Origin of the sequence: Caballeronia sp. LZ033 (genome assembly GCF_031451265.1) — a bacterium.
Taxonomy (GTDB): Bacteria; Pseudomonadota; Gammaproteobacteria; order Burkholderiales; family Burkholderiaceae; genus Caballeronia.
Genome location: NZ_JARUXQ010000001.1, coordinates 1,994,701 through 2,020,193 on the forward strand (window position 1 = coordinate 1,994,701; position 25,493 = coordinate 2,020,193).

Here is a 25,493-nt window from a genome sequence, read left to right on the forward strand (position 1 = left end):
GGAGTCCCTCGCCTTATTTGCCGCCGAGCGTCACAAACAGGGTCAAGAGCCCCAACATGCCGATAATCATGGCGAACGCGTAGTGGTAGATGTAGCCGGATTGGAGGAAGCGGATCACGCCGGCGAACCAGCCCATGAACCGCGCGCTGCCGTTGACGATGCCGTCGATGACGACCACATCGCCCTCTTTCCACAGGCCGCGGCCCAGTGCCACCGCGCCCTTCGCGAACACGACCTCGTTGATCTTGTCGCAGTAATACTTGTTGTCGAGCAGCACGTAGATCGGACGGAACGTGCGCGCAACGACTGCCGGCAGGTCCGGGCGCTTCATGTAGAAGAACCACGCGACGATCACGCCCAGCGCCGCGAGCCACACCGGGCCCGGCGTCACGATGCCGTGAATCGCCATCGCGACCCAGCCGTGGAACTCCTCAGCCATTTCCTTCAGGCCTTCATGGTTCTCGCCGATGAAGATCACCTTGTCGAACACCACGCCGTGCGAGAAGAAGTCGCCGTAGATCATCGGGCCGATCATGATCGCGCCGATGATGATCGACGGGATCGCCAGCAGGATGAGCGGCAGCGTCACCACCCACGGGCTTTCGTGCGGGATGTGCGGACCGTGGCCATGGCCGTGATCGTCGTGGCCATGATCGTCATGACCATGCCCATGCGCCTCGGCCTGGCCCATCGGCGAGTCGGGATGCTTCGGACCGCGGAAGCGCTCCGGACCATGGAACACCATGAAATACATGCGGAACGAGTACAGCGACGTGACGAACACGCTGGCCACCACCGCGAAGTACGCGAAGCCCGAGCCCGCCAGATGCGAGTACTTCACGGCTTCGATGATCGAATCCTTCGAGTAGAAGCCCGAGAAGAACGGCGTGCCGATCAGCGCCAGCGACCCGATCAGCGACGTGATCCACGTGACCGGCATGTACTTGGCGAGGCCGCCCATGTTGCGCATGTCCTGGTCGTGGTGCATGCCGATGATGACCGAACCCGCGCCGAGGAACAGCAGCGCCTTGAAGAACGCGTGCGTGCCGAGGTGGAACACCGCGACCGGATACGCCGAGACGCCCAGCGCGACCGTCATGTAGCCCAGTTGCGACAGCGTGGAATACGCGACCACGCGCTTGATGTCGTTCTGCACGACGCCGAGGAAGCCCATGAACAGCGCAGTGATCGCGCCGATGACCGTGACGAACGACAGCGCGGCGTCCGAATGCTCGAACAGCGGCGACATGCGCGTCACCATGAAGATGCCGGCCGTCACCATGGTTGCCGCGTGAATCAGCGCGGAGATCGGCGTCGGGCCTTCCATCGAATCCGGCAGCCACACGTGCAGCGGGAACTGCGCGGACTTGCCCATCGCGCCGATGAACAGGCAGATGCAGGCGACCGTCAGCAGGCCCCAGTGCGTGCCCGGGAAGGCCAGGGTGGCGAGCTTGTCGCTCTGCGCGAAGACCTCGCCGTAGTTGAGCGAACCCGAGAACGCGAGCAGCAGGCCGATGCCCAGCAGGAAGCCGAAGTCGCCCACGCGGTTCACGATGAACGCCTTCATGTTGGCGTAGATCGCGCTCTCACGCGTGAAGTAGAAGCCGATCAGCAGGTACGACACCAGGCCCACCGCTTCCCAGCCGAAGAACAGCTGCAGGAAGTTGTTGCTCATCACGAGCATCAGCATCGAGAACGTGAACAGCGAGATGTACGAGAAGAAGCGCTCGTAGCCCACTTCCTCGTCCGCCATGTAGCCGATCGTGTAGATGTGCACCATCAGCGAGACGAAGGTCACGATGACCATCATCATGGCCGTCAGCGAATCGACCAGGAAGCCGACTTCCATCTTCAGCGGGCCGACGTTCATCCACTCGTAGATGGTGGCGTTGAAGCTCGCGCCGTGCATCACGTCGTTGAAGACGAGCACCGACAGAACGAGGGAAATGAAGACGCCGAGAATGGTTACGCTGTGCGCGCCCTTGCGCCCCACCGCTTTCCCGAACAGCCCTGCGATCAGCGAGCCGGCAAGCGGCGCCAGCGGAACCGCGAGCAGGAGGTTTTCATTGAGTGTCGTGGACATAACAGCCTTGCCTGAAATTAACCTTTGAGCTGATCGAGGTCCTCGACGTTGATCGTGTCGAGGCTACGGAACAGGGTCACGAGAATCGCCAGGCCGATTGCAGCTTCGGCGGCGGCGACGGTCAGCACGAAGAACACGAAGATCTGGCCGTGCACGTCGCCGAGATAGTGCGAGAACGCGACGAAATTGGTGTTCACCGCGAGCAGCATCAGTTCGATCGCCATCAGGATGATGATGACGTTGCGGCGGTTCAGGAAGATGCCGACGATGCTGATCGCAAACAGGATCGCACCGAGCACGAGGTAATGGGCAAGACTCAACATTTTCTGGTTATCTCCTTCCGCTCAGCCCTTGTTGTCGACCGCGCCCGCGCCAATGTTGCCGGTCACCGCGGGTTCCGTGGCGGCATCGGGCGCCTCCGTTTCGGACTTCATCTTCACGATGCGCACGCGATCCTGCGCGCGCACCTTGACCTGCTGGCTGACGGTTTGCGTCTTCTTGTCCTTCTTGTCGCGGATCGTCAGCGAGATGGCCGCGATGATCGCGACCAGCAGCACGAGGCCCGCCACTTCGAAGGCGAAGATGTAGTCGGTGTAGATGACCTTGCCGATCAGCTGCGTGTTCGACATCACCGCGGCGCCCGACACGCCCGCGCCGGCGGATGCGTCGCGCAGCGGCGTGGTGGTCGCGCCGAAGCCGTGCCACAGGATCAGCGCGGTTTCCACCACGATGATCGCGCCGACGATGCTCGCGAGCGGCACGAAGCGCTTGAAGTCGCGGCGCAGGACATCGATGTTGATGTCGAGCATCATCACCACGAACAGGAACAGCACCATCACCGCGCCCACGTACACGAGCACCAGCAGGATCGCGAGGAATTCCGCCTGCAGCAGCATCCAGATCGCGGCCGCGTTGAAGAACGCGAGCACGAGGAACAGCGCGGACGACACCGGGTTGCGCGAGGTGATCACCTTCAGCGCGGAGACGACCAGCAGCAGCGCGAAGATATAGAACAGTACGGTTGTGAATTCCATGATTACCGGTTCATCGTTAGGCCATCATCAGGCATGGTGTGTCGGCGCCGGGACGGTCCGCCCCGCGCGCACGCCGCATGTGCCGAACAGCAACTGCGAGCCACTGCGTTTGCAACAAATTGATCAACGATACGGCGCGTCCGCCGCCTTCGACGCGGCAATCTCGTTCTCGTAACGGTCGCCGACCGCGAGCAGCATGTCCTTCGTGAAGTACAGGTCGCCGCGCTTCTCGCCGTGATACTCGAGGATGTGCGTCTCGACGATTGAATCGACCGGGCAGCTCTCTTCGCAGAAACCGCAGAAGATGCACTTGGTCAGGTCGATGTCATAGCGCGTCGTGCGGCGCGTATTGTCCGCGCGCGTTTCCGATTCGATCGTGATCGCCATGGCCGGGCAGACCGCTTCGCACAGCTTGCAGGCGATGCAGCGCTCTTCGCCGTTCTCATAACGGCGCAGCGCGTGCAGGCCGCGGAAACGCGGCGAGATCGGGGTCTTTTCTTCCGGGAACTGCACCGTGATCTTGCGCTGGAACGTGTAACGGCCCGTCAGCGCCAGACCCTTCAGCAGCTCGGTCAGGAAGAAGGTTTTGAAGAAGTTCTGAATTGCGTTCATGATGATTTGGTCCGCTCTTGTCCTGCGCTCTTTTGCTGGCTTCGTCCGACTACTTCCAGATGTTGAGCGGCGACATGATCCAGAAACCGACCACGACCACCCAGATCACCGACACCGGCAGGAACACCTTCCAGCCCAGACGCATGATCTGGTCGTAGCGGTAACGCGGAAACGTCGCGCGCGCCCAGATGAACACCGACAGCAGCAGGAAAACCTTGAAGGCGAACCAGAATACGCCCGGAATGAACGACAGGAAGCCGAACGGCGCATCCCAGCCGCCGAGGAACAGCGTCGTCGCGATGGCCGAGATCACGATCATGTTGATGTACTCGGCCAGGAAGAACAGCGCGAACGCCATGCCGGAGTAATCGATCATGTGGCCCGCGACGATTTCCGATTCGCCTTCCACCACGTCGAAGGGGTGACGGTTCGTTTCAGCAATGCCCGAGATGAAGTACACGACGAACATCGGCAGGAGCGGCAGCCAGTTCCACGACAGGAAGTTGACGCCCCAGCCCGCGAACATGCCGCGCTGCTGCGAGTGCACGATGTCCGACATGTTCAGCGTGCCGGCCACCATCAGCACCACGACGAGCGCGAAGCCCATCGAGATTTCGTAGGACACCATCTGCGCCGCCGCGCGCATCGCGCCGAGGAACGCGTACTTCGAGTTCGACGCCCAGCCCGCCAGGATCACGCCGTACACGCCGATCGACGAGATCGCCATCACGTACAGCAGACCCGCGTTGATGTCGCCCAGCACCGCCTTCGCCTGGAACGGGATCACCGCCCATACCGCGAACGCAGGCACCACGGTCATGATCGGCGCGATCATGTAGATCCACTTGCTGGCGGCGGTCGGCTGAATCACTTCCTTCAGCAGAAGCTTCAGCACGTCCGCGATCGGCTGCAGCAGACCGGCGGGACCGACACGGTTCGGGCCAAGACGCACGTGCATCCAGCCGATGAGCTTGCGTTCCCAGAGAATCAGGTACGCCACGCACAGCAGGATGACCACCGAAACCACCAGGATGCGGACCACCGCCCACACCGTCGGCCATGCGACGCCGAGAAGCTGCGTGCCGCCTGCGTTGATCGTATCGAACAAGCCCATTTACGCCTTCTCCACTACCAGTTCACCGAACAGGCCGCCGAGCGCGGCGCCAGCCGTCGTGCCCGCCGACACGCGGACCACCGATTCCGCCAGGTTCGCATCGCGGACCGCGGGCAGCGTCACCGACAGGTTGCCCTGCTTGATGCGCACCGCTTCGCCGTCCTTGAGGCCGAGCTTGTCGAACAGCGCGGTCGGCAGGCCCGCGACGTTCGCGTCACGCGCAGCCGCCGTCAGATGCAGCGACGGGGCGCGGCGCACGAGTGCGTCGGCGTGATAGATCGGCACATCGGCGAGACGCTGCAGGCCGCTGCCGTTCAGCGCGACGTTCGACGCAGCACGCGTTGCCGCCACCGAGGTCTTGTTCGACAGACGCGCGGTCAGGTCGCCCGTACCGAGCGCCGCGACGCGCACTTCTTCAGCCGTATCGAATTCGAAGCCCGACAGGCCCAGGATCGTGCCCAGCACGCGCAGAACCTTCCAGCCCGGACGCGTGTCGCCCAGCGCGCGCACGACGCCGTTGAACGACTGGGCCGTACCTTCCGCGTTGACGAAGGTGCCCGAGGTTTCCGTGTGCGGCGCGACCGGCAGCAGCACGTCTGCGTAGTCCATGCCGTGCTTGAACGGCGACATCACGACAACCATTTCCGCAGCCTTCAGCGCGGCAATGGCCTGCGCCGGATTGGCCGTGTCGAATTCCGGCTCGGCGTGCAGCAGCACGTAGCCCTTGCGCGGCTGTTCAAACACTTCGCGGGCATTGAGACCGCCCTCGCCCGGCACCGCATCGACGAGATACGCGCCGACCGAGTTCGCGCCTTCCGTGAGGAAGCCGAGCGTGGCGCCGGTGTTGTCGGCGATCCACTGCGCAGCCGCCTGGATCTGTGCGAAGTCCGGATGCTGGACCGCGACGTTGCCGAGCAGCAGGACGCGCTGTTCGCCCGCCGACAGCGATGCCGCCACGTCCTTCGCCGCCGCCGATACTTCACGGCCCGCGAACGCGTCCGGCAGTGCGACGCCGCGCGCTTCCGCCACGGCTGCCGCGATGCCCGCAAGTTGATCGAGCCACGCCGACGGCGCCGCGACCAGGCGATGCGCGGTCGGGATCAGCGAGTCGTCGTTGCTGGCGTTGAGGAAGGTGATCTTCGCGCCGCTCTTCGCGGCCTGACGCAGGCGCGCGGCGAACAGCGGATGATCGCGGCGCAGGAACGAGCCGATCACGAAAGCCGTGTCGATCAACGACAGATCGGCGATCTTCGTGCCGAGCCACGGTGCGCCGACGCCGACCGGCGCCGAGAAATCATGCTGACGCAGACGGAAGTCCACGTTCGGCGTACCGACGCCTTCAGCCAGCGCCTTCAGCAGGTGCAGTTCCTCGACCGTGCTGTGCGGCGTGGCCAGTGCGGCGATGGCGTTCGCGCCATGGTCCGCCTGGATGCCCTTCAGGCCCTTCGCCACGTATTCGAGCGCGGTCTGCCAGTCGGTTTCGATCCACTTGCCGCCTTGCTTGAGCATCGGCGTGGTGAGACGTTCTTCGCTGTTCAGGCCTTCGTATGAGAAGCGGTCCTTGTCCGAGATCCAGCATTCGTTGATGGCTTCGTTTTCCATCGGCAGAACGCGCATCACGCGGTTGTTCTTCACCTGCACCACCAGGTTCGCGCCGACGGAATCATGCGGGCTCACCGACTTGCGGCGCGACAGTTCCCACGTCCGCGCGCTGTAGCGGAACGGCTTGCTGGTGAGCGCGCCGACCGGGCACAGGTCGATCATGTTGCCCGACAGTTCCGAGTCAACCGTCTTGCCGACGAAGGACGTGATTTCCGAATGCTCGCCGCGGCCCAGCATGCCGAGCTCCATCACGCCGGCCACTTCCTGGCCAAAGCGCACGCAGCGCGTGCAGTGGATGCAGCGCGACATCTCTTCCATCGAGATGAGCGGACCGACGTTCTTGTGGAACACCACGCGCTTTTCTTCGCTGTAGCGCGACTGCGACTTGCCGTAACCGACGGCCAGATCCTGCAGCTGGCATTCGCCGCCCTGATCGCAGATCGGGCAGTCGAGCGGGTGGTTGATCAGCAGGAATTCCATCACCGACTGCTGGGCCTTCACGGCCTTGTCGGAGGTCGTGCGCACGACCATGCCGTTCGACACGGGCGTCGCGCAGGCCGGCACGGCCTTCGGCATCTTTTCGATCTCGACCAGGCACATACGGCAGTTCGCCGCGATCGAGAGCTTCTTGTGATAGCAGAAGTGAGGAATGTACGTGTCGACCTTGTGCGCAGCCTGGATCACCATGCTGCCTTCGGGCACCTCGACCGTCTTGCCGTCAATTTCTAGTTCAACCATGATGGGGAATGGTCCTCAACCTCTTGTCTCGCGCATCTGACTGCGCGCCTGATTACGCGGTCAGCGCTTCGGACGGCGCGTGCGCATGTCCGCCGACAACACAGTGCTTGTGCTCGACGTGATATTCGAATTCATCCCAGAAGTGCTTGAGCATGCCGCGCACGGGCATCGCCGCTGCGTCGCCCAGCGCGCAGATGGTGCGGCCCATGATGTTCTCGGCGACCGAGTTCAGCAGATCCAGATCTTCCTTGCGGCCCAGCCCGTGCTCGATGCGATGCACCACGCGATACAGCCAGCCGGTGCCTTCGCGGCACGGCGTGCACTGGCCGCACGACTCTTCATAGTAGAAGTACGACAGACGCAGCAGCGAGCGCACCATGCAGCGCGTTTCGTTCATCACGATCACCGCGCCCGAGCCCAGCATGGAGCCGGCCTTGGCGATGGAATCGTAGTCCATGTCGGTGGCGAGCATCATGTCGCCCGGCACCACCGGCGCCGACGATCCGCCCGGAATCACCGCCTTGATCTTCTCGCCGCGCACGCCGCCAGCCAGTTCCATCAGCTTCGAGAACGGCGTGCCGAGCGGAATCTCGTAGTTGCCCGGACGATTCACGTCGCCCGAGACGGAGAAGATCTTCGTGCCGCCATTGTTCGGCTTGCCGAGCTCGAGGTAATTCTGCGGGCCGATTTCCAGCAGGAACGGCACGGCCGCGAAGGTCTCGGTGTTGTTGATCGTGGTCGGCTTGCCATACACGCCGAAGCTCGCCGGGAACGGCGGCTTGAAGCGCGGCTGGCCCTTCTTGCCTTCCAGCGATTCGAGCAGCGCGGTTTCTTCGCCGCAGATGTACGCGCCATAGCCATGATGCGCATACAGTTCAAACGAGAAGCCCGAGCCCAGGATGTTCGCGCCGAGATAGCCGGCCTGGCGCGCTTCTTCCAGCGCGGCCTCGAACACGCGGTAGACCTCGAAGATCTCGCCGTGAATGTAGTTGTAGCCGACCGTGATGCCCATCGCGTACGCGCCGATGGCCATGCCTTCGATCAGCGAATGCGGGTTCCAGCGCAGGATGTCGCGGTCCTTGAACGTGCCCGGCTCGCCTTCGTCCGAATTGCAGACGAGATACTTCTGCCCCGGGAACTGACGCGGCATGAAGCTCCACTTCAGGCCGGTCGGGAAGCCCGCGCCGCCGCGGCCGCGCAGACCCGACGCCTTGACGTCGGCGATCACCTGCTCCGGCGGGATCTTCTCTTCCAGGATGCGGCGCAGCTGCTTGTAGCCGCCGCGCGCGACGTAGTCTTCGAGATGCCAGTTCTCGCCATTGAGGCCGGCGAGGATCAGCGGCTTGATGTGCCGATCGTGGAGTGACGTCATTTCGAAAGTTCCTCGAGCAACTGGTCGATCTTCTCGCGGCTCATGAAGCTGCACATGCGATGGTTGTTCACGAGCATCACCGGTGCGTCGCCGCACGCGCCGAAGCACTCGCCTTCCTTCAGCGTGAACTTGCCGTCGGCCGTGGTTTCGCCGAAATCGATTCCCAGCTTCTGCTTCAGATACTCGGCCGCGCTGTCGGAACCGCCGTCCGGCCCGAGCTGGCAAGGCAGGTTCGTGCAGAGCGTGACCTTGTGCTTGCCGACCGGCCTGAGCTCGTACATCGTGTAGAACGTCGCGACTTCCTGCACGGCGACAGGCGGCATGCTCAGGTAGTCCGCCACGAACTGCATGAGTTCGGGCGAGAGCCAACCATGCTCTTCCTGGGCGACCGCGAGCGCCGCCATCACCGCCGACTGCTTTTGCTCGGCGGGATATTTCGCGACTGCGCGATCGATTTCTTTCAGGCCTTCAGCTGAGATCATTTTCAGACACGACTCTTTCAATTCCTACCGAACGAAAACCCGCCGCGCCCTTCACGTTGCGGCAGACCTGGCGTTCCCGCGGATTCCTGTTATTGCACTCGCGTTTTCATGCGCGGCGGCTCGATGAGCGCGCCGCTCACGCGGCAAGGGAGATCAGCGATCGATCTCGCCGAACACGATGTCCTGCGTACCGATGATCGTCACGGCGTCGGCGATCATGTGGCCGCGCGCCATTTCGTCGAGCGATGCGAGATGCGCATAGCCCGGCGCGCGAATCTTGAGACGATACGGCTTGTTGGCGCCGTCCGAGATCAGATAGATGCCGAACTCGCCCTTCGGGTGCTCCACGGCCGCGTACGTCTCGCCTTCCGGCACGTGGAAACCTTCGGTGAAGAGCTTGAAGTGGTGAATCAGCTCTTCCATGTTGCTCTTCATGCCGACGCGCGACGGCGGCGCAACCTTGTGATTATCGACCATCACAGGGCCGGGATTCTTGCGCAGCCACGCAATGCACTGTTTGGCGATGCGGACCGACTGGCGCATTTCTTCCACGCGCACCAGATAGCGGTCGTAGCAATCGCCGTTCACGCCGACGGGAATGTCGAAGTCCAGCTGGTCATACACTTCGTACGGCTGCTTCTTGCGCAGATCCCACTCGATGCCCGAACCGCGCAGCATCGCGCCGGACAGGCCCATCTGCAGCGCGCGCTCCGGGCTCACCACGCCGATGCCCACGAGACGCTGCTTCCAGATGCGGTTGTCGGTGAGGAGCGTTTCGTACTCGTCGACGCAACCCGGGAAACGGTTGAAGAAGTCTTCGATGAAGTCGAGCAACGAGCCCTGGCGGTTCTCGTTCATCCTGTCGAGGGCCTTCTCGTTGCGGATCTTCGATGCCTTGTATTGCGGCATCGCGTCCGGCAGGTCGCGATAGACCCCGCCCGGGCGATAGTACGCCGCGTGCATGCGCGCGCCGGACACCGCCTCGTAGACGTCCATCAGGTCTTCGCGCTCGCGGAACGCGTACAGGAACACCGCCATCGCACCGACGTCGAGCGCGTGCGAGCCGATCCACATCAGGTGGTTCAGCACGCGCGTGATTTCGTCGAACAGCACGCGGATGTACTTGGCGCGCACCGGGACGTCGATGCCCAGCAGCTTCTCGATCGCCATCACATAGCCATGCTCGTTGACCATCATCGACACGTAGTCGAGACGGTCCATGTACGGCACGGACTGGATGAAGGTCTTGGTTTCGGCGAGCTTCTCGGTCGCGCGATGCAGCAGACCGATGTGCGGGTCCGCGCGCTGGATCACTTCGCCGTCGAGTTCGAGCACGAGGCGCAGCACGCCGTGCGCTGCCGGGTGCTGCGGGCCGAAATTCAGCGTGTAGTTCTTGATCTCTGCCATGGCGTTCTCTTAATGTTTCAGACCGCCATAGCGATCTTCGCGAATCACGCGCGGCGTGATTTCGCGCGGTTCGATCGTCACAGGCTGATACACCACGCGCTTCTCTTCCGGGTCGTAGCGCATTTCCACGTAGCCGGACACCGGGAAGTCCTTGCGGAACGGATGACCGATGAAGCCATAGTCCGTCAGGATGCGGCGCAGGTCGGGGTGGCCTTCGAACACGATGCCGTAGAGGTCGAACGCTTCGCGCTCGTACCAGTTCGCCGAGGTCCAGATGTCGACCACCGAAGGCACGATGGGCACTTCGTCGTCCGGGGCGAACACGCGCACACGCACGCGCCAGTTGTTCGAAACGGAAAGCAGATGGCTGACGGCGGCGAAGCGCGGGCCGTCGTAGGCGCCGTCGCCGTAGGTGGAATAGTCCACGCCGGAGAGGTCCATGAGCTGCTCGAAGCGCAGCGACGGATCATCGCGCAGCTGCTTGCAGACTTCCAGATAGTTCGGCGCCTTGACGACGATCGTCACTTGCCCGAGCGACTCCGTAATGCTCTGGAGACGGCCGCCAAACGCCGTCTCGAGGTTCGCTTTGAGGGTCTCGAGTTTGCTTGCCATAGTTGGGGAGACTCAGGCCCTTAACTACGGGCGATGGTGTTGGTGCGGCGAATCTTCGCCTGCAACTGGATCACGCCGTAGACCAGCGCTTCGGCGGTCGGAGGACAGCCGGGGACGTAGACATCCACCGGCACGATCCGGTCGCAACCGCGCACGACGGAATACGAATAGTGGTAGTAGCCGCCGCCGTTCGCGCACGAGCCCATGGAGATGACCCAGCGCGGCTCGGCCATCTGGTCGTACACCTTGCGCAGCGCGGGCGCCATCTTGTTGCACAGCGTCCCGGCGACGATCATGACGTCGGACTGACGCGGACTCGGGCGGAACACGACGCCGAAGCGGTCCAGGTCATAGCGGGCCGCACCCGCGTGCATCATCTCGACCGCGCAGCAGGCGAGGCCGAACGTCATCGGCCACAGCGAGCCGGTGCGCGTCCAGTTGATCAGCTTGTCAGCCGTGGTGGTGACAAAGCCTTCCTTCAAGACCCCTTCGATACTCATTTCTTGTCCACTCCAGATGAGCTGCCAGCCAAAGCCGCCCATGAATCCGGTGATCTAACCGTCATTCCCAGTCGAGCCCGCCCTTTCTCCAGATGTAGGCGAAGCCGAGCAAAAATTCGAGCAGGAAAATCATCATCGCGATGAAGCCCGGCCAGCCGATCTCGCGCAGGGACACACCCCACGGAAACAGGAACGCAGTCTCAAGGTCGAAAATGATGAAAAGAATTGCGACGAGATAGTAACGCACATCGAACTTCATCCGCGCGTCTTCGAACGCTTCGAAGCCGCACTCGTAAGGCGCGTTTTTTTCGGTGTCGGGCTTGTTGGGACCGAGGACCTTGCCAATGCTGACCAACGCTATACCTAAACCAAGGCCCACCAGAAGAAACAAGAAGACGGGGTAATAGGGTGCGAGGTTCAAGGCTATCCTCTGTTCGGTAGAGATGGTCTGTTATTGATTGAGCGCCTCAGCCGGGACAAACCACCCGGCAGGGGATTCACGTGGGACCGCTCACGATATCAGCACACTGTGACAGTCGCCTCACGGCGAGCAGCACCGCTTCAGAACCGTAAGGGTACTCCAGAAGTGACAATGCCAGCCGAAGCGATGCATGCGGCTGGCATTGGATAACTTTGGTGCCGACGGCGAGACTCGAACTCGCACAGCTTTCGCCACTACCCCCTCAAGATAGCGTGTCTACCAATTTCACCACGTCGGCACTGTACTGCAATCCGGGAAAACTACTTCTTAATTGCCGCGAATCGCTTCAAGACTTGAATTATAACTGGCCCTTCGGAATTGTTCAACGCACAAAATGCAGATTTCGCGAGAAATTTGTTTTGGCGTTCGAGCCGATTATTTCGGTACGTCGTTGGCTGGCGCGGACGAAGCGGCAGCAGGTGCAACACCCGAAGCAGACGACGTGGAAGCCGCGCCCGAGGCCGGAACCGCAGCCGAAGCGGCCACCGGCGCGTCACCCAGCAGACCCGCGGACGCCTGCGGCTTGTAACTGCCGAGATAGGTCAGCGCCAGCGTCGTCACGAAGAACACGGCGGCGAGGACGGCCGTCGTACGCGAAAGGAAATTCGCTGATCCGGTTGCGCCGAACAGGCTGCCCGACGAACCGCTGCCGAATGCCGCGCCCATGTCGGCGCCCTTGCCGTGCTGCAGCAGCACCAGTCCGATAACGCCCAGCGCCGACAATAACTGGACGACGATAATCAATGTCTTCAAATACAGCATTTCAACTCACCCGATTCCTGATGTTTCAGTGACACTTGCGTGTCTCAATGTGCTTCCCTGATCTGCCCTGCGTGCTGACCGCTTGCGAACACCTTATTGCAAGGCGGTTTGCGCGGCCTGGCAGATCGCCAGAAAATCCTTCGACTTCAACGATGCGCCGCCGATCAGGCCGCCGTCGATGTCGCCTTGTGCAAACAATTCCCGCGCATTGTCCGGCTTGACGCTGCCGCCGTACAGCAGCAACGCGTTGGCCACTGCTGCGCCCTTCTCCTGCAGCTTGCGACGCAGGAACGCATGAACCGCCTGCGCCTGTTCCGGCTGCGCGGTCTTGCCGGTGCCGATGGCCCAGACCGGCTCATAAGCGACCACGATGCCCGCCGCCTGCTCTTCGCTCAGCAGCGCCAGAACGGCGTCCAGCTGCGTACCGATGACCTGCTCGGTCGCGCCCGACTCGCGCTCTTCCAGCGTTTCGCCGACACAGACGATAGGCGTGAGACCCGCTTCGAGCGCGCGCAGCGTTTTCGCGCCGACGAGTTCCGGGCTTTCGCGATGATACGCGCGACGCTCCGAATGACCCACGATTGCATACGTGACGCCGAAATCCACGGCCATTTCCGCAGCGACTTCGCCGGTGTAGGCGCCGCCGGCATGCGCCGACACATCCTGCACGCCCCACTTCACCACGGATCCGCCCAGCAGCGCCTGCGATTGCGCGAGATAAGGGCACGGTACGCACACGCCCACGCGCACGTCCTTCTGCAAAGCCGATGCTCCGGCGGCGACTTCGGTCAGCAGGGCCGCGTTCTCGCTGATGCGACCGTGCATCTTCCAGTTGCCAACCACCAGTTTCGCTCGTTGTGTGGACATAAGTCTCGTCGATCGGCGGCTTGCTGCTTGATGCGGAGCAGCCGCCCTGTCTGTAATTGGAAGAAAGCTTTTATAAATGGAAAACCATTTATAAAACAGGCGATTTTACTGTGATCCGACGAAACCGGTCAAACCGGCAAAAGTGCCTTGCATCCTCGGCACGTTGCGGAACCTCACGTCAGGAAGCGTCGCGCCAGTCGAGCATGATCTTGCCGACATGCGTGCTGCTTTCCATCAGCGCGTGCGCGGCCGCGGCTTCAGCGGCCGGAAACACCTGATGGATGACCGGCTTGATGCGTCCCGCCTCGATCTCCGGCCACACGCGTTCCTTCAACTTCGCCGCGAGCTTCGCCTTGAATGCGACCGGACGCGGCCGCAGCGTCGAACCGGTGATGACCAGCCGGCGCCGCAAGATGTCATTCAGATTGATTTCCGCCTTCGAGCCGCCGAGCAGCGCGATTACGCAGACACGGCCGCCGTCGGCGAGCGCCTTGAGTTCGCGCGGCAGATAGTCGCCGGCCACCATGTCGAGAATCACGTCGACGCCACGGTCGTTGGTCAGCGACTTCACCACTTCGACGAAATCTTCCGTCTTGTAGTTGATCGCCCGCTCCGCGCCGAGCGCTTCGCACGCGCGGCATTTTTCATCGGTGCCGGCCGTCGCGAATACGCGAAACCCGAGCGCCTTCGCGATCTGGATAGCCGTTACGCCGATCCCGCTTGACCCGCCCTGCACCAGCAGCGTCTCTTCCTCGCCGTTCTCGCCCGCGCCGAGATGCGCACGCTCGAACACGTTGCTCCACACGGTGAAGAAGGTTTCCGGCAGCGACGCAGCCTCGATGTCGGACAAGCCCGCCGGCACCGGCAGACATTGTTCGAGCGGCGCGACCGCGTATTCGGCATAACCGCCGCCCGCGAGCAGCGCACACACGCGATCACCCTTCTTCAGACCGAACGGATTGTGCTTCGGATCGAAGTCGCCATCGACGATCTCCCCCGCCACTTCCAGTCCCGGCAGGTCCGACGCGCCCGGCGGCGGTGCATATGCGCCCTTGCGCTGCAGGACATCCGGGCGGTTCACGCCCGACGCCGACACCTTGATGAGCACTTCCTTCTTGCCGGGCGCGGGCTGCGGCCGCTCGCCCAGTTTCAAGACTTCGGGCGCGCCAAACTCGGTGATTTCGATGGCTTTCATGACCTCTCCCCTGGAACCCGTGATCGCGCTCGGAATGATTCGAACCGGATGACACTGTGCGCGCGGAAGCAATCGATACTCCCGCACTCGCACGTCACACTGTGATCCAGTCCGGCGGCGCATCCGCTCTCATGCCACGGACACGCGTCAGACAAGAAAACGGCCGGCTCGCGCATGCGGCCGGCCGTCAACACATTACCGCATTACTGCTGCGGCTGCGTCGGTTCCGCGGGTTGGGCGGGTTGCGCGGCTTCGTTCAGCAAAGCCTTCGCCGACAGGCGCACGCGGCCCTTCTCGTCTGTCTGGATGACCTTGACCTTCACGACCTGGCCTTCCTTCAGATAGTCGTTGATGTCCTTCACGCGCTCGTTGACGATCTCCGAGATGTGCAGCAGACCGTCCTTGCCCGGCAGGATGTTCACGATCGCGCCGAAGTCGAGCAGCTTGAGCACCGGACCTTCGTAGATCTGGCCGACTTCCACTTCGGCCGTGATGTTCTCGATGCGCTTCTTCGCCTCGGCCATGCCTTCGCTCGACGTGCTCGCGATGGTCACGACGCCGTCGTCGGAGATGTCGATGGTCGTGCCGGTTTCTTCCGTCAGCGCGCGGATCACCGAGCCGCCCTTGCCGATCACGTCGCGGATCTTCTCCGGATTGATCTTGATGGTGATCATGCGCGGCGCGTAGTCCGACAGTTCCGTGTTCGTGCTCGGCACCGCCGCGGTCATCTTGCCGAGGATGTGCATGCGGCCTTCCTTCGCCTGCGCAAGCGCGACCTGCATGATTTCCTTCGTGATGCCCTGGATCTTGATGTCCATCTGCAGCGCGGTCACGCCTTGCGCCGTGCCGGCCACCTTGAAGTCCATGTCGCCGAGGTGATCTTCGTCGCCGAGGATGTCGGTCAGCACGGCGAACTTGTTGTCCTCGAGGATCAGGCCCATCGCGATGCCCGCGACGTGTGCCTTCATCGGCACGCCGGCGTCCATCAGCGCGAGGCAGCCGCCGCACACCGAAGCCATCGACGACGAACCGTTCGATTCCGTGATTTCCGACACCACGCGAATGGAATAGCCGAACTCGTCCGGCCCCGGCAGGCACGCGACCAGCGCGCGCTTGGCCAGACGGCCGTGGCCGATTTCACGACGCTTCGGCGAGCCGACGCGGCCCGTTTCGCCCGTCGCGAACGGCGGCATGTTGTAGTGGAGCATGAAGCGCTCGCGGTATTCGCCTTCGAGCGCGTCGATGTTCTGCTCGTCGCCCTTCGTGCCGAGCGTCGCCACGACCAGCGCCTGCGTCTCGCCGCGCGTGAACAGCGCCGAGCCGTGCGTGCGCGGCAGGACGCCCGTGCGGATTTCGATCGGACGGACGGTGCGCGTGTCGCGGCCGTCGATGCGCGGCTCGCCATTCAGGATCTGCGTGCGGACGATCTTCGCTTCGATGTCGAACAGCACGTTGCCGACGGTGGCCTTGTCGGCCGCCACCGTGCCGCTTGCAGCGGCATCCTGTTCCAGTTTCGCCGAGGCCGCTGCGTACACTTCCTTCAGCTTGGCCGAGCGCGCCGACTTGTCGCGCAGCTGATAAGCGGCTTCGAGTTCCGGCTTCGCGATTTCGGTGACGCGCGCGATCAGCGCTTCGTTCTTCGGCGCCGGCGCCCAGTCCCACTCCGGCTTGCCGCCTTCGCGCACGAGTTCGTGAATGGCGTCGATGGCCGTCTGCATCTGCTCGTGGCCGAACACCACCGCGCCGAGCATGACTTCTTCGGACAGCTGCTGGGCTTCGGATTCGACCATCAGCACCGCGCGTTCCGTGCCCGCGACCACCAGGTCCAGCGCCGATTCCTTCATCTGCGGGCGCGTCGGGTTCAGCACGTACTCGTTGTTGATGTAGGCGACGCGCGCGGCGCCGACCGGACCGTTGAACGGCAGGCCCGACACGGCGAGCGCGGCGGAGGCGCCGATCAGCGCGGGGATGTCGGCGGGGATTTCCGGGTTCAGCGACAGGACGTGGATCACGACCTGCACTTCGTTATAGAAACCTTCCGGGAAGAGCGGGCGCAGCGGACGGTCGATCAGGCGCGAAATCAGCGTTTCGCCTTCCGACGGACGGCCTTCGCGGCGGAAGAAGCCGCCCGGGATCTTGCCGGCAGCGTAGGTCTTCTCGAGGTAATCGACGGTCAGCGGAAAGAAGTCCTGACCCGGCTTGGCGCTCTTCGCGCCGACGACGGTGGCCAGCACCACGGTGTCTTCCACGTCGACGATCACGGCGCCGCTCGCCTGACGGGCGATCTCGCCCGTTTCGAGACGGACGTTATGCTGGCCCCACTTGAATTCCTTGACGATCTTATTGAACATTTCCACTCCTTATACGTTGCGCCAGCGTCCCTTGACGCTGGCGGGACGATCCCAAGCCGCGCGTAAGAGGTGTGTTATGCCATTCCAGCGCGGTACGTCGCGCCTCGATCGCGCGGCGTGCCGCGCTGGAATGACACAAAGCTCTGCCGCGAGGCCGGACCGGGTGTCGAACCGGATGGAGCATCCGGGTAAAGCATGTGTACTGCCGAAATCATCCTGGATGTGTCGCGCGCGGTTAAGCGATCGAACACCACTTCATCGCCAGACCGTACAAAAACAAAGTGCCTGTATCAGCGGACTGACACAGGCACTCTGTTTCAAAGGCGGCTATGAAGCCACATATGCGCCAATTACTTGCGCAGACCCAGCTTCTCGATCAGCGAGCGGTAGCGGTCCGCGTCCTTGCCCTTCAGGTAGTCGAGCAGCTTGCGGCGACGGCTCACCATGCGCAGCAGACCGCGGCGGCTGTGGTGATCCTTCGAGTGCGACTTGAAGTGGGAAGTGAGTTCGTTGATGCGGCTCGTGAGCAGTGCGACTTGCACTTCGGGGGAGCCGGTGTCGTTGGCGCCGCGCGCGTATTCGGCGACGATGTCGGATTTCTTGATTTCTGCTACGGACATTTGCTTTTCCTTTGATACAGACAGGCGGTCACGGAAGAAAGGCCGTGCCGTGGGGTTACGGGTTTCATGTTTCGCTTCGTCTTCGTGTTGGCCTGCTGATAAGGGAAGGCCGACTGAAGGCGAAGCGCGGAGTATAGCACAGGCGCGCGCCGCCCACGACCCTCACCGGTCAGGGCGTGTCATACGGCAGGTGGTCGGCTGGGCGGTCTTGTCAGCCGGGATGGCGAGCAGCGTCCGGAAGCCATAGCCCGAGCCCTCGTTGTCCAGCTTCACACCCGCCGTGCCGGCGCGGTCCATCTCCATGACATACAGGGGCTGGATCAGCTGGTGATCGGCGGCGCGCATCGTCGACGGATGGAAGCCCTCGCCGTCGAACTGCATGCCTTCCAGCGCACGCGCCACCGCCAGCGGATCGGCGCTGCCCGCGCGTCTCATCGCGACGGCCAGCATTTCCACCATCAGCGGCATGCGGGCGACCAGATAGTCGTCGGCGGCCGCGGGATAGCGCGTGCGGAACGCGCGGTAGTACGCATCCGATGCCGCGCCGCCCACGTTCGGATGCCAGTCCGCCACCGCAATCACACGCTTCACGCCGGCGTCGCCGAGCGCGGCCGGCGCGCCCAGGCTGTTGCCGTAGAAAGTGTAGAACTTGGTGTCGAGGCCTTGTTCGCGCGCGGCCTTGACGAGCAGCGTGAGATCGTTGCCCCAGTTGCCGGTGATGACCGCGTCCGCCCCGCTCGCGCGGATTTTCGCGATGTAGGGCGCGAAATCCTTGACGCGGCCGATCGGATGAAACTCGTCGCCCGCGATTGCGATATCCGGCCGGCGCTCCCTCAAGGCGCGCTGCGCCTCGCGGCTCACGTCATGACCGAAGCTGTAGTCCTGGTTCAGCACATACACCTTCCTGAGCGCGCGATCGTCCTTCAGCGCGTCCGCGAGCGCGTCCATGCGCATGCCCGCATGGGCGTCGAAGCGGAAGTGCCAGAAACTGCAGGCGTCGTTGGTGAGCGCGGGGTCGTCGGCGGAGTAGTTGAGGAACAGCACGCGATGTTGCGGATCGCGCGCGTTTTGCCGGTCGATCGCCGCCACCAGCGCCGCCGCCACCGCCGAACTGTTGCCCTGCATCACGAAACCGATGCCGTCGTCGATCGCCGCGCGCAGTTGTACCAGGCTCGCCTCGCTGCCGCCCTTGCCGTCGAGCACGACCAGTTGCAGCGGATGCCGGCCGTCGGCGAGCTGGACGCCGCCCTGCGCGTTCACCCGCTCGACGCCGAACTGCAGGTTGCGCTCGACCATCGCCCCGGCGTTGGCGAACGGCCCGGACATGCCCTCGATCATCGCGAGCTTGATCGGCGCGGGGCCGGCGGCGCTTGCCGCCTGAGCCCCGATCACCCACGCCGCCACGCACAGCCATCGCGCCCCGCGCGCGCCGATTCGATTCTTCATGCCTGCCGCCCATTCGCTGAAAGCGCGGATCATAGGCCCCCGCGCCCGCGCCGCGCAAGTGCGCCGCGGGTGCGCCATTGCCGACAGATCGGCCCGGATGCCGCAGCGTCGCGGAGCGTGATTCGGCGTCCGCGCATGTCAGAATCACGGAAAAGATCGAATGAACGATCCTCGCCATCGAGAGGATCTCCACATGCCGGAGGCTTGCCATGTCGTATCCCCTCTTTCGCCTGCGCGCCCTGTTGGCGGGCGCGGGCGCCGCGCTCCTGCTGTCCGCCTGCGCCCAGCCGTGGCAGAACTATCAGGCGGGCGCGGATGCATCCACGATCACCGCGCGCCTCGGCCCGCCGCGCGAAGTCTACGACCTGCCCAGCGGCGGCAAGCGCCTGATGTGGCCGACGCAGCCGCTCGGCGAGTTCACGACGGCTGCCGACATCGACAGTTCGGGGAAAATCGTCAGCGTGCGCCAGGTGCTCGACGAGAACGAGTTCTACAAGGCGCAGATCGGCACCTGGACGAAGGCGGATGTGCTGCTGAATTTCGGCCGGCCGGTCGAAACCTCGTACTTCCCGTTGATGAAACGCCAGGTCTGGACTTATCGCTACATGGAGGCGAACATCTGGTACCTGATGTACAACTTCTATTTCGACGATCAGGGCATCCTGCGCATGACACAGAAAACGCCTGATCCGCTGCATGATCCGGACCGGCGCAACATGTTCTGAGCGCCTGCCGTTTGCGCACGAGCAACGAAAAAAGCCCTCTCGCGAGGGCTTTTTCATGTCTGCAAGACGTGCCGGAATCACAGCTGCGGGTTGAGCTTCTCGACCTTCGAGTGCAGCTTGTTCAACGCAGCCAGATAAGCCTTCGCCGACGCCGCGACGATATCCGGATCCGTGCCCACGCCGTTCACGATGCGCCCGCTCTTCGACAGACGCACCGTCACTTCACCCTGCGCCTGCGTGCCGGTGGTGATGGCGTTGACCGAATACAGGACGAGTTCCGCGCCGCTGTCCACCTTCGATTCGATCGCGTGCAGTGTCGCGTCCACCGGACCGTTGCCGCGCGCTTCGCCCGTGACCTCGGCGCCTTCCACCGCGAACACGACCTTTGCCTGCGGCTGCTCGCCCGTCTCGGAATGCTGCTTCAGCGACACGAAGCGGAAATGCTCCTTGGCCTGCGCCTCGGCGGATTCCTCGGAGACGATCTGCATGATGTCTTCGTCGAAGATCTCGGCCTTGCGGTCCGCGAGTTCCTTGAAGCGCGCGAACGCGGCGTTCACTTCGCCTTCGGACTCCAGCTGCACGCCCAGTTCTTCGAGACGCTGCTTGAACGCGTTGCGGCCCGAGAGCTTGCCGAGCACGATCTTGTTCGCGGCCCAGCCCACGTCTTCCGCGCGCATGATTTCGTAGGTGTCGCGCGCCTTCAGCACGCCGTCCTGGTGAATGCCCGACGCGTGCGCGAACGCGTTCGCGCCGACCACCGCCTTGTTCGGCTGCACGACGAAGCCGGTGATCTGGGAAACGAGCTTCGAGGTCGGCACGATCTGCGACGTGTCGATGCCGAGATCCAGACCGAAGTAATCCTTGCGCGTCTTGACCGACATCACGATCTCTTCCAGCGACGTATTGCCCGCGCGCTCGCCGAGACCGTTTATCGTGCATTCCACCTGACGCGCGCCGCCGATCTGCACGCCGGCCAGCGAATTGGCGACGGCCATGCCGAGGTCGTCGTGGCAGTGCACCGACCAGACCGCCTTGTCGGAATTGGGCACGCGCTCGCGCAGCGTCTTCACGAGATTGCCGTAGAGCTCGGGCACGCCGTAACCGACCGTGTCCGCGATGTTGATGGTGCGCGCGCCTTCATCGATGACCGCTTCAAGGACGCGGCAAAGATAGTCGATGTCCGAGCGGCTGCCGTCTTCCGGCGAGAACTCGACGTCGTCGGTGAACTTGCGGGCGAAGCGCACGGCGAGACGCGCCTGGTCGTAGACCTGCTCCGGCGTCATGCGCAGCTTCTTCTCCATGTGCAGCGCCGACGTGGCAATGAACGTGTGAATGCGGAACTGGCCGGCGGGCTTGAGGGCGTCGGCGGCGCGCTGGATGTCCTTGTCGTTGGCCCGGGCCAGCGAGCAGACCGTGCTGTCCTTCACGAGCGAGGCGATGGTGTGGATGGCGTCGAAATCGCCGTTCGAGCTGGCCGCGAAGCCCGCCTCGATGATGTCCACCTTCATGCGCTCCAGCTGCTTCGCGATGCGGATCTTCTCTTCCTTCGTCATCGACGCGCCGGGGGACTGCTCGCCATCACGCAAGGTGGTGTCGAAGATGATCAACTTGTCTGCTGCCATGTTGGGCTCCAGTGGGGAGAGTGTTCAAGTGTTGGAAATGACGCGCGGAAATGCAAAAGGGAATTCGGGTGTTCGCGCCACCGCTGGCGTCGAAAACCTGACAGGACGAGCAGATGGGAGGCGAGAAAGATCAGCGCGGTAGGCGCGCTAGTAGCGATAGTGCGCGTAGCGACGCACCAGCTTGGACCGACAGGAAGGGGAACAGGAAAAAACGCATTCAAAAACTATAACGGCTTTCCGAAGCGCGTGCAATCAGGCGTTCCGTTCGCTGAATCTCAAGGCCGCCAGAAACAAAAAGCCTGCGTCCGGTCAGGAGGCAGGCTTTCGATTTTCCTTCACAGCGGCAATCAATATCCGCCGATGCTCGCGCTCACGCGCTGGCGCAATTCGGAACCGTCGCCGATTTGCGCGTTGTCGATCCGGCGCGCGCCCTGGAAACGCTTCTCCCAGTAGCCGTCTTCCATGTCGTCGACGCGGATCGTGCTGCCGGTGGACGGCGAGTGCACGAACTTGTTGTCACCGATGTAGATGCCCACGTGCGAGAACGAGCGGCGCATCGTGTTGAAGAACACGAGATCGCCGGGTTTCAGATCCGACACGCGGACCTTCTCGCCGACGCGGCTCATTTCCTCGGCGCGGCGCGGCAGCGTCATGCCGAGCGTGTCCTGAAACACGTAGCGGACGAAGCCGCTGCAATCGAGACCGGAATCCGGCGAATTGCCGCCCCAGCGATAACGCACGCCGATCATGTTGAGCGCGCCTACGACGACGTCGCCCGCCTTGCTCGCCATGCCCGACAGAAACGACTTTGCGCCGCCCTGGCTGCTGGCGGCGTCGGTGTTTGCGGTATCGATGGATCTGGAGGAGAAAAGGCCGTTGCCGGCATTCTGGCTGCTACTGCTGACTTCGTCGGCGAACGCGCCGGAAGTTGCTGTCATCAGGAGGCCGATCAACATGCCCGCGGCGGCGCGCGCGCATGTCTGAGTCAACGATAGTGGCTGCATCGGTCGGTAGGTTTTACAATTAAAAGCTGTTAAATCAGGGAGATAGCAGAAAGTTTGGAAGGATACTAGCCACAAAGTATTTACCTGTCAAAAGAAATAGAAAAATACAATTGAGACGGGCACCCAATTGGTGAAAAAGAAAGATTTTAGGATTCGAGGGCCGCGCTCAGAAGCTTTCGCGTGTATTCGTCGGAGGGGTTTGAAAAAATCTTCTCTACCTCGCCCGACTCCACGATAAAACCATTTCGCATCACCGCGACGCGATGTGCCATCGCGCCGATCACCTGTAAGTCGTGGCTAATAAAGACGTAGCCCAGGTTGTGCTTCTTCTGAATGTCGGCGAGCAGCGCCAGGACTTGAGTCTGGATCGACACGTCGAGCGCGCTGGTGGGTTCGTCGAGGATCAGGATGCTCGGTTCGAGCACCAGCGCGCGGGCGATCGCGATGCGCTGCCGCTGGCCACCCGAGAACTCGTGCGGATAGCGCGTGAGCGCCGAGCGTTCCATTCCGACTTCCCGCAACACCGCCACCACCCGTGCCTGGCGCGCGGCGGCATCCAGTTCCGGGCGATGCAGCGCCAGCCCCTCGCCGACGATCCGCTCGACGGTCTGCCGCGGCGACAGCGAGCTGAACGGATCCTGAAACACCACTTGCAGATTGGAGCGCAGCGCGGTTTGCTCGCGCCCCTGGAACTCGCTGAGCGCGCGGCCCTGGAACTGCACCGCGCCGTGCGAGATGCGTTGCAGGCCGAGCAGCGCCATCGCCAGGGTGGACTTGCCGGAGCCCGATTCCCCGACGATCCCGAGCGTCTCGCCCTGCCGCACCGTCAGCGTGACGTCGTCGACGGCCTTGAAGCGGCCGCGCCGGAACCAGCCTTGCAAGCCCGGCAGGCGCGTCGGGTAAGCGACGGAGACGTTTTTCGCGTCGAGCAGGACGGGCGCGATCGGCAGCACCGGCAGCACGCTGCGCTTCGGCTTGCTGGCCAGCAGCCGCTGGGTGTACGGATGCTGCGGCGACGCGAAGATGCTTTCCACCGTGCCGCTCTCCACCAGCACGCCCTTCTCCATCACCGCGACACGCTCCGCGAAGCGCCTGACGAGATTCAGGTCGTGCGTGATCAGCAGCACCGCCATGCCGCGCTGCTGGGCTTCGTCGCGTTGCAGTTCGAGCAGCAGTTCGACGATCTGCGCGCGAATCGTCACGTCGAGGGCCGTCGTGGGTTCGTCGGCGAGCAGGAGGCGTGGACGGCACGCGAGCGCCATCGCGATCATCACCCGCTGGCGCTGGCCGCCCGACAACTGATGCGGATAGCTGTCCACGCGCCGCTCGGGCTCCGTGATGCCGGTGCGCGCGAGCAGTGCGATCGCGCGGCGGCGCGCCTCGCGCGGCGTGGTGCCGTCGTGCAGCTGGATCGTCTCGCCGATCTGGTCGCCCACCGTGTAGAGCGGATTGAGCGCCGTCATCGGCTCCTGGAAGATCATCGCGATGTCGGAGCCGCGCAGGCCGCGCATCGCGCGCTCGCTCTTGTCGAGCAGCTCTTCGCCGGCGAAGCGGATCGAGCCGGACAGTTCGGCTTCGCGCAGCAGCCGCAGGATGGACAGCGCCGTGACGCTCTTGCCCGAACCCGATTCGCCGACCAGCGCCACGCGTTCGCCCGCGTGGATCTCGAGATTGACGCCGTCGACGGCCAGCGTGTCGCCGAAACGCACGCGCAGGTCTTTGATGGACAACAGCGGTTCGTTCACTGCCCGCCTCCGGCTTTCACGGCATCGGCGATACGCGTGTCGAGCGCGTTGCGCAGCGCATCGCCCATGAAGGTCAGCAGGAGCAGCGTCGCGACCAGCACGCCGAAGGTGGACAGTGAGATCCACCAGGCATCGAGATTGGCCTTGCCTTGCGCGAGCAACTCACCGAGCGATGGCGTCGGCGACGGCACGCCCAGCCCGAGAAAGTCGAGGCTCGTCAGCGCGAGAATGGCGCCGCTCATGCGGAACGGCAGGAACGTGATGACCGGCGTGAGACTGTTGGGCAAGACGTGGCGCCAGATGATCTGCCAGTTCGAGAGGCCCATCGCGCGGGCGGCGCGCACGTAATCCTGCGTGCGGTTGCGCAGGAACTCGGCGCGCACGTAGTCCGACAAACCGATCCAGCCGAACAGCGACAAGAGGATGATCAAAAGGATCAGGCTCGGCTCGAAGATCGACGCAAAGATGATGAGCAGGTATAGCTCGGGCAACGCGCTCCAGACTTCGATGAGCCGCTGCCCCGTGATGTCGATCCGCCCGCCGAAATACCCCTGCACCGCGCCCGCGACGACGCCCAGCAGCGTGCCGATCGCCGTCAGCACGAGCGCGAACAGCACCGACACGCGAAAGCCGTACACGAGCCGCGCGAACACGTCGCGGCCGCGGTCGTCGGTGCCGAGCCAGTTCTCGCGCGACGGCGGCGCCGGATTCGAGCCCTTCGAGAAGTAGTTGAGCGTGTCGTAGTAGTAGTGATTCGGCGGATAGATCGCGAAGTTGCCCGGCGCGCTGAAACGGTCGCGCACGTAGGGATCGAGATAATCGGCGGGCGTGGGGAAGTCGCCGCCGAACGTGGTCTCCGCATAGGTCATCACGAGCGGAAAGTACAGATGCCCCTGATAGCGCACGACGAGCGGCTTGTCGTTTGACCACAGCGGCCCGGCGAGGCTGATGACGAACGCCACGACGAACACGACGAGGCTCCAGTAGCCCAGCCGGTTGCGCTTGAAGCGCTGCCACACGCGCCGTCCGGGCGGAATGGATTTTTCGAAGCTGAGCGGCCGGGCGTCGCTGCCGTGTGCGTCGCGCCGTGAGGAGCGGGATGAAGCGGCTCGATTCAAA

23 protein-coding genes and 1 tRNA gene are annotated in these 25,493 nt (G+C 63.3%); 1 reads left to right on the plus strand and 23 read right to left on the minus strand.

All coding sequences use genetic code 11. From position 1 onward, the window contains the following. Positions 1 to 13: 13 nt before the first annotated feature. The 19 genes from nuoL to QCE62_RS09375 form a co-directional block, all read right to left on the minus strand. A complete protein-coding gene (nuoL, locus tag QCE62_RS09285) occupies positions 14 to 2,083 on the minus strand; it encodes an NADH-quinone oxidoreductase subunit L (protein ID WP_309916882.1) in 2,070 nt (689 codons plus the stop codon). Between the two features lie 17 nt (positions 2,084 to 2,100). Beyond that, complete coding sequence (nuoK, locus tag QCE62_RS09290; RefSeq protein ID WP_007588140.1) at positions 2,101 to 2,406, minus strand: NADH-quinone oxidoreductase subunit NuoK; 306 nt, start codon at positions 2,404 to 2,406, stop codon at positions 2,101 to 2,103. 21 nt (positions 2,407 to 2,427) lie between these two features. Continuing rightward, on the minus strand, positions 2,428 to 3,117 hold the full coding sequence (locus QCE62_RS09295; protein WP_309916885.1) for an NADH-quinone oxidoreductase subunit J: 690 nt from the start codon (positions 3,115 to 3,117) through the stop codon (positions 2,428 to 2,430). Between the two features lie 123 nt (positions 3,118 to 3,240). Then, positions 3,241 to 3,729 (minus strand): NADH-quinone oxidoreductase subunit NuoI, encoded by a 489-nt coding sequence (gene nuoI / locus QCE62_RS09300; RefSeq protein ID WP_016345650.1) that lies wholly within the window; start codon positions 3,727 to 3,729, stop codon positions 3,241 to 3,243. 49 nt (positions 3,730 to 3,778) lie between these two features. Then, positions 3,779 to 4,843: an NADH-quinone oxidoreductase subunit NuoH gene (gene nuoH, locus QCE62_RS09305; RefSeq protein WP_309808709.1), complete on the minus strand. Its 1,065-nt coding sequence runs from the start codon at positions 4,841 to 4,843 to the stop codon at positions 3,779 to 3,781. Next, positions 4,844 to 7,183 (minus strand): NADH-quinone oxidoreductase subunit NuoG, encoded by a 2,340-nt coding sequence (gene nuoG, locus QCE62_RS09310; RefSeq protein ID WP_309916888.1) that lies wholly within the window; start codon positions 7,181 to 7,183, stop codon positions 4,844 to 4,846. A 52-nt stretch (positions 7,184 to 7,235) separates the two neighbouring features. Continuing rightward, on the minus strand, positions 7,236 to 8,555 hold the full coding sequence (gene nuoF, locus QCE62_RS09315) for an NADH-quinone oxidoreductase subunit NuoF (protein ID WP_309808713.1): 1,320 nt from the start codon (positions 8,553 to 8,555) through the stop codon (positions 7,236 to 7,238). Further along, complete coding sequence (gene nuoE / locus QCE62_RS09320; RefSeq protein WP_309916891.1) at positions 8,552 to 9,037, minus strand: NADH-quinone oxidoreductase subunit NuoE; 486 nt, start codon at positions 9,035 to 9,037, stop codon at positions 8,552 to 8,554. The genes nuoF and nuoE overlap by 4 nt, the downstream gene beginning before the upstream one ends. Before the next feature lie 153 nt (positions 9,038 to 9,190). Then, a complete protein-coding gene (locus QCE62_RS09325) occupies positions 9,191 to 10,444 on the minus strand; it encodes an NADH-quinone oxidoreductase subunit D (protein WP_309916894.1) in 1,254 nt (417 codons plus the stop codon). Between the two features lie 9 nt (positions 10,445 to 10,453). Further along, positions 10,454 to 11,056: an NADH-quinone oxidoreductase subunit C gene (locus QCE62_RS09330; protein WP_309916897.1), complete on the minus strand. Its 603-nt coding sequence runs from the start codon at positions 11,054 to 11,056 to the stop codon at positions 10,454 to 10,456. Positions 11,057 to 11,076: 20 nt separating this feature from the next. Then, a complete protein-coding gene (locus tag QCE62_RS09335) occupies positions 11,077 to 11,556 on the minus strand; it encodes an NADH-quinone oxidoreductase subunit B family protein (protein WP_076786425.1) in 480 nt (159 codons plus the stop codon). Between the two features lie 61 nt (positions 11,557 to 11,617). After that, positions 11,618 to 11,977 (minus strand): NADH-quinone oxidoreductase subunit A, encoded by a 360-nt coding sequence (locus QCE62_RS09340; RefSeq protein ID WP_309916900.1) that lies wholly within the window; start codon positions 11,975 to 11,977, stop codon positions 11,618 to 11,620. Positions 11,978 to 12,190: 213 nt separating this feature from the next. After that, positions 12,191 to 12,275, minus strand: a tRNA-Leu gene (locus QCE62_RS09345). Positions 12,276 to 12,412: 137 nt separating this feature from the next. After that, complete coding sequence (gene secG / locus QCE62_RS09350; RefSeq protein ID WP_309916903.1) at positions 12,413 to 12,799, minus strand: preprotein translocase subunit SecG; 387 nt, start codon at positions 12,797 to 12,799, stop codon at positions 12,413 to 12,415. 93 nt (positions 12,800 to 12,892) lie between these two features. After that, positions 12,893 to 13,666, minus strand: coding sequence for a triose-phosphate isomerase (gene tpiA, locus QCE62_RS09355; RefSeq protein ID WP_309916905.1), 774 nt, complete (start codon positions 13,664 to 13,666; stop codon positions 12,893 to 12,895). Positions 13,667 to 13,844: 178 nt separating this feature from the next. After that, positions 13,845 to 14,861, minus strand: coding sequence for an NAD(P)H-quinone oxidoreductase (locus QCE62_RS09360; RefSeq protein WP_309916906.1), 1,017 nt, complete (start codon positions 14,859 to 14,861; stop codon positions 13,845 to 13,847). 203 nt (positions 14,862 to 15,064) lie between these two features. Beyond that, on the minus strand, positions 15,065 to 17,218 hold the full coding sequence (gene pnp / locus QCE62_RS09365) for a polyribonucleotide nucleotidyltransferase (protein WP_309916908.1): 2,154 nt from the start codon (positions 17,216 to 17,218) through the stop codon (positions 15,065 to 15,067). Between the two features lie 344 nt (positions 17,219 to 17,562). Beyond that, positions 17,563 to 17,832 (minus strand): 30S ribosomal protein S15, encoded by a 270-nt coding sequence (rpsO, locus tag QCE62_RS09370; RefSeq protein WP_309808735.1) that lies wholly within the window; start codon positions 17,830 to 17,832, stop codon positions 17,563 to 17,565. Between the two features lie 162 nt (positions 17,833 to 17,994). Beyond that, a complete protein-coding gene (locus QCE62_RS09375) occupies positions 17,995 to 19,278 on the minus strand; it encodes a branched-chain amino acid ABC transporter substrate-binding protein (RefSeq protein ID WP_309916911.1) in 1,284 nt (427 codons plus the stop codon). A gap of 209 nt (positions 19,279 to 19,487) precedes the next feature. On the opposite strand from QCE62_RS09375, the gene QCE62_RS09380 reads away from it, so the two are divergent. Then, entirely contained in the window at positions 19,488 to 20,003 is a 516-nt protein-coding gene (locus QCE62_RS09380) for a hypothetical protein (RefSeq protein ID WP_309916913.1), read from the plus strand. Between the two features lie 77 nt (positions 20,004 to 20,080). Here QCE62_RS09380 and QCE62_RS09385 read toward each other — a convergent pair whose 3' ends face one another. From QCE62_RS09385 to QCE62_RS09400, 4 genes are all read right to left on the minus strand, one after another. Further along, positions 20,081 to 21,625 carry a 2-isopropylmalate synthase gene (locus QCE62_RS09385; RefSeq protein ID WP_309808741.1) on the minus strand — a complete coding sequence of 515 codons (1,545 nt, stop codon included), beginning with the start codon at positions 21,623 to 21,625 and terminating at the stop codon, positions 20,081 to 20,083. Positions 21,626 to 21,972: 347 nt separating this feature from the next. Continuing rightward, positions 21,973 to 22,629 carry a C40 family peptidase gene (locus QCE62_RS09390; protein ID WP_309919755.1) on the minus strand — a complete coding sequence of 219 codons (657 nt, stop codon included), beginning with the start codon at positions 22,627 to 22,629 and terminating at the stop codon, positions 21,973 to 21,975. A gap of 146 nt (positions 22,630 to 22,775) precedes the next feature. Next, positions 22,776 to 24,374 (minus strand): dipeptide ABC transporter ATP-binding protein, encoded by a 1,599-nt coding sequence (locus QCE62_RS09395; RefSeq protein ID WP_309916916.1) that lies wholly within the window; start codon positions 24,372 to 24,374, stop codon positions 22,776 to 22,778. Continuing rightward, entirely contained in the window at positions 24,371 to 25,492 is a 1,122-nt protein-coding gene (locus QCE62_RS09400) for an ABC transporter permease (protein WP_309916919.1), read from the minus strand. Before QCE62_RS09400 ends, QCE62_RS09395 begins: the two co-directional genes overlap by 4 nt. Between the last annotated feature and the right edge of the window lies 1 nt (position 25,493).

What these genes read in the sequence shown, in the direction of transcription:
- QCE62_RS09375 (WP_309916911.1), bottom strand. Translation starts at nt 19,278, where the DNA reads ATGAAGAATCGAATCGGCGCGCGCGGGGCGCGATGGCTGTGCGTGGCG.
- QCE62_RS09380 (WP_309916913.1), top strand. Translation starts at nt 19,488, where the DNA reads ATGTCGTATCCCCTCTTTCGCCTGCGCGCCCTGTTGGCGGGCGCGGGC.
- QCE62_RS09295 (WP_309916885.1), bottom strand. Translation starts at nt 3,117, where the DNA reads ATGGAATTCACAACCGTACTGTTCTATATCTTCGCGCTGCTGCTGGTC.
- tpiA (WP_309916905.1), bottom strand. Translation starts at nt 13,666, where the DNA reads ATGTCCACACAACGAGCGAAACTGGTGGTTGGCAACTGGAAGATGCAC.
- secG (WP_309916903.1), bottom strand. Translation starts at nt 12,799, where the DNA reads ATGCTGTATTTGAAGACATTGATTATCGTCGTCCAGTTATTGTCGGCG.
- nuoE (WP_309916891.1), bottom strand. Translation starts at nt 9,037, where the DNA reads ATGATCTCAGCTGAAGGCCTGAAAGAAATCGATCGCGCAGTCGCGAAA.
- QCE62_RS09325 (WP_309916894.1), bottom strand. Translation starts at nt 10,444, where the DNA reads ATGGCAGAGATCAAGAACTACACGCTGAATTTCGGCCCGCAGCACCCG.
- nuoI (WP_016345650.1), bottom strand. Translation starts at nt 3,729, where the DNA reads ATGAACGCAATTCAGAACTTCTTCAAAACCTTCTTCCTGACCGAGCTG.
- nuoL (WP_309916882.1), bottom strand. Translation starts at nt 2,083, where the DNA reads ATGTCCACGACACTCAATGAAAACCTCCTGCTCGCGGTTCCGCTGGCG.
- rpsO (WP_309808735.1), bottom strand. Translation starts at nt 17,832, where the DNA reads ATGTCCGTAGCAGAAATCAAGAAATCCGACATCGTCGCCGAATACGCG.
- QCE62_RS09390 (WP_309919755.1), bottom strand. Translation starts at nt 22,629, where the DNA reads ATGCAGCCACTATCGTTGACTCAGACATGCGCGCGCGCCGCCGCGGGC.
- nuoH (WP_309808709.1), bottom strand. Translation starts at nt 4,843, where the DNA reads ATGGGCTTGTTCGATACGATCAACGCAGGCGGCACGCAGCTTCTCGGC.
- nuoK (WP_007588140.1), bottom strand. Translation starts at nt 2,406, where the DNA reads ATGTTGAGTCTTGCCCATTACCTCGTGCTCGGTGCGATCCTGTTTGCG.
- QCE62_RS09335 (WP_076786425.1), bottom strand. Translation starts at nt 11,556, where the DNA reads ATGAGTATCGAAGGGGTCTTGAAGGAAGGCTTTGTCACCACCACGGCT.
- nuoG (WP_309916888.1), bottom strand. Translation starts at nt 7,183, where the DNA reads ATGGTTGAACTAGAAATTGACGGCAAGACGGTCGAGGTGCCCGAAGGC.
- QCE62_RS09330 (WP_309916897.1), bottom strand. Translation starts at nt 11,056, where the DNA reads ATGGCAAGCAAACTCGAGACCCTCAAAGCGAACCTCGAGACGGCGTTT.
- QCE62_RS09360 (WP_309916906.1), bottom strand. Translation starts at nt 14,861, where the DNA reads ATGAAAGCCATCGAAATCACCGAGTTTGGCGCGCCCGAAGTCTTGAAA.
- QCE62_RS09385 (WP_309808741.1), bottom strand. Translation starts at nt 21,625, where the DNA reads ATGGCAGCAGACAAGTTGATCATCTTCGACACCACCTTGCGTGATGGC.
- nuoF (WP_309808713.1), bottom strand. Translation starts at nt 8,555, where the DNA reads ATGACGTCACTCCACGATCGGCACATCAAGCCGCTGATCCTCGCCGGC.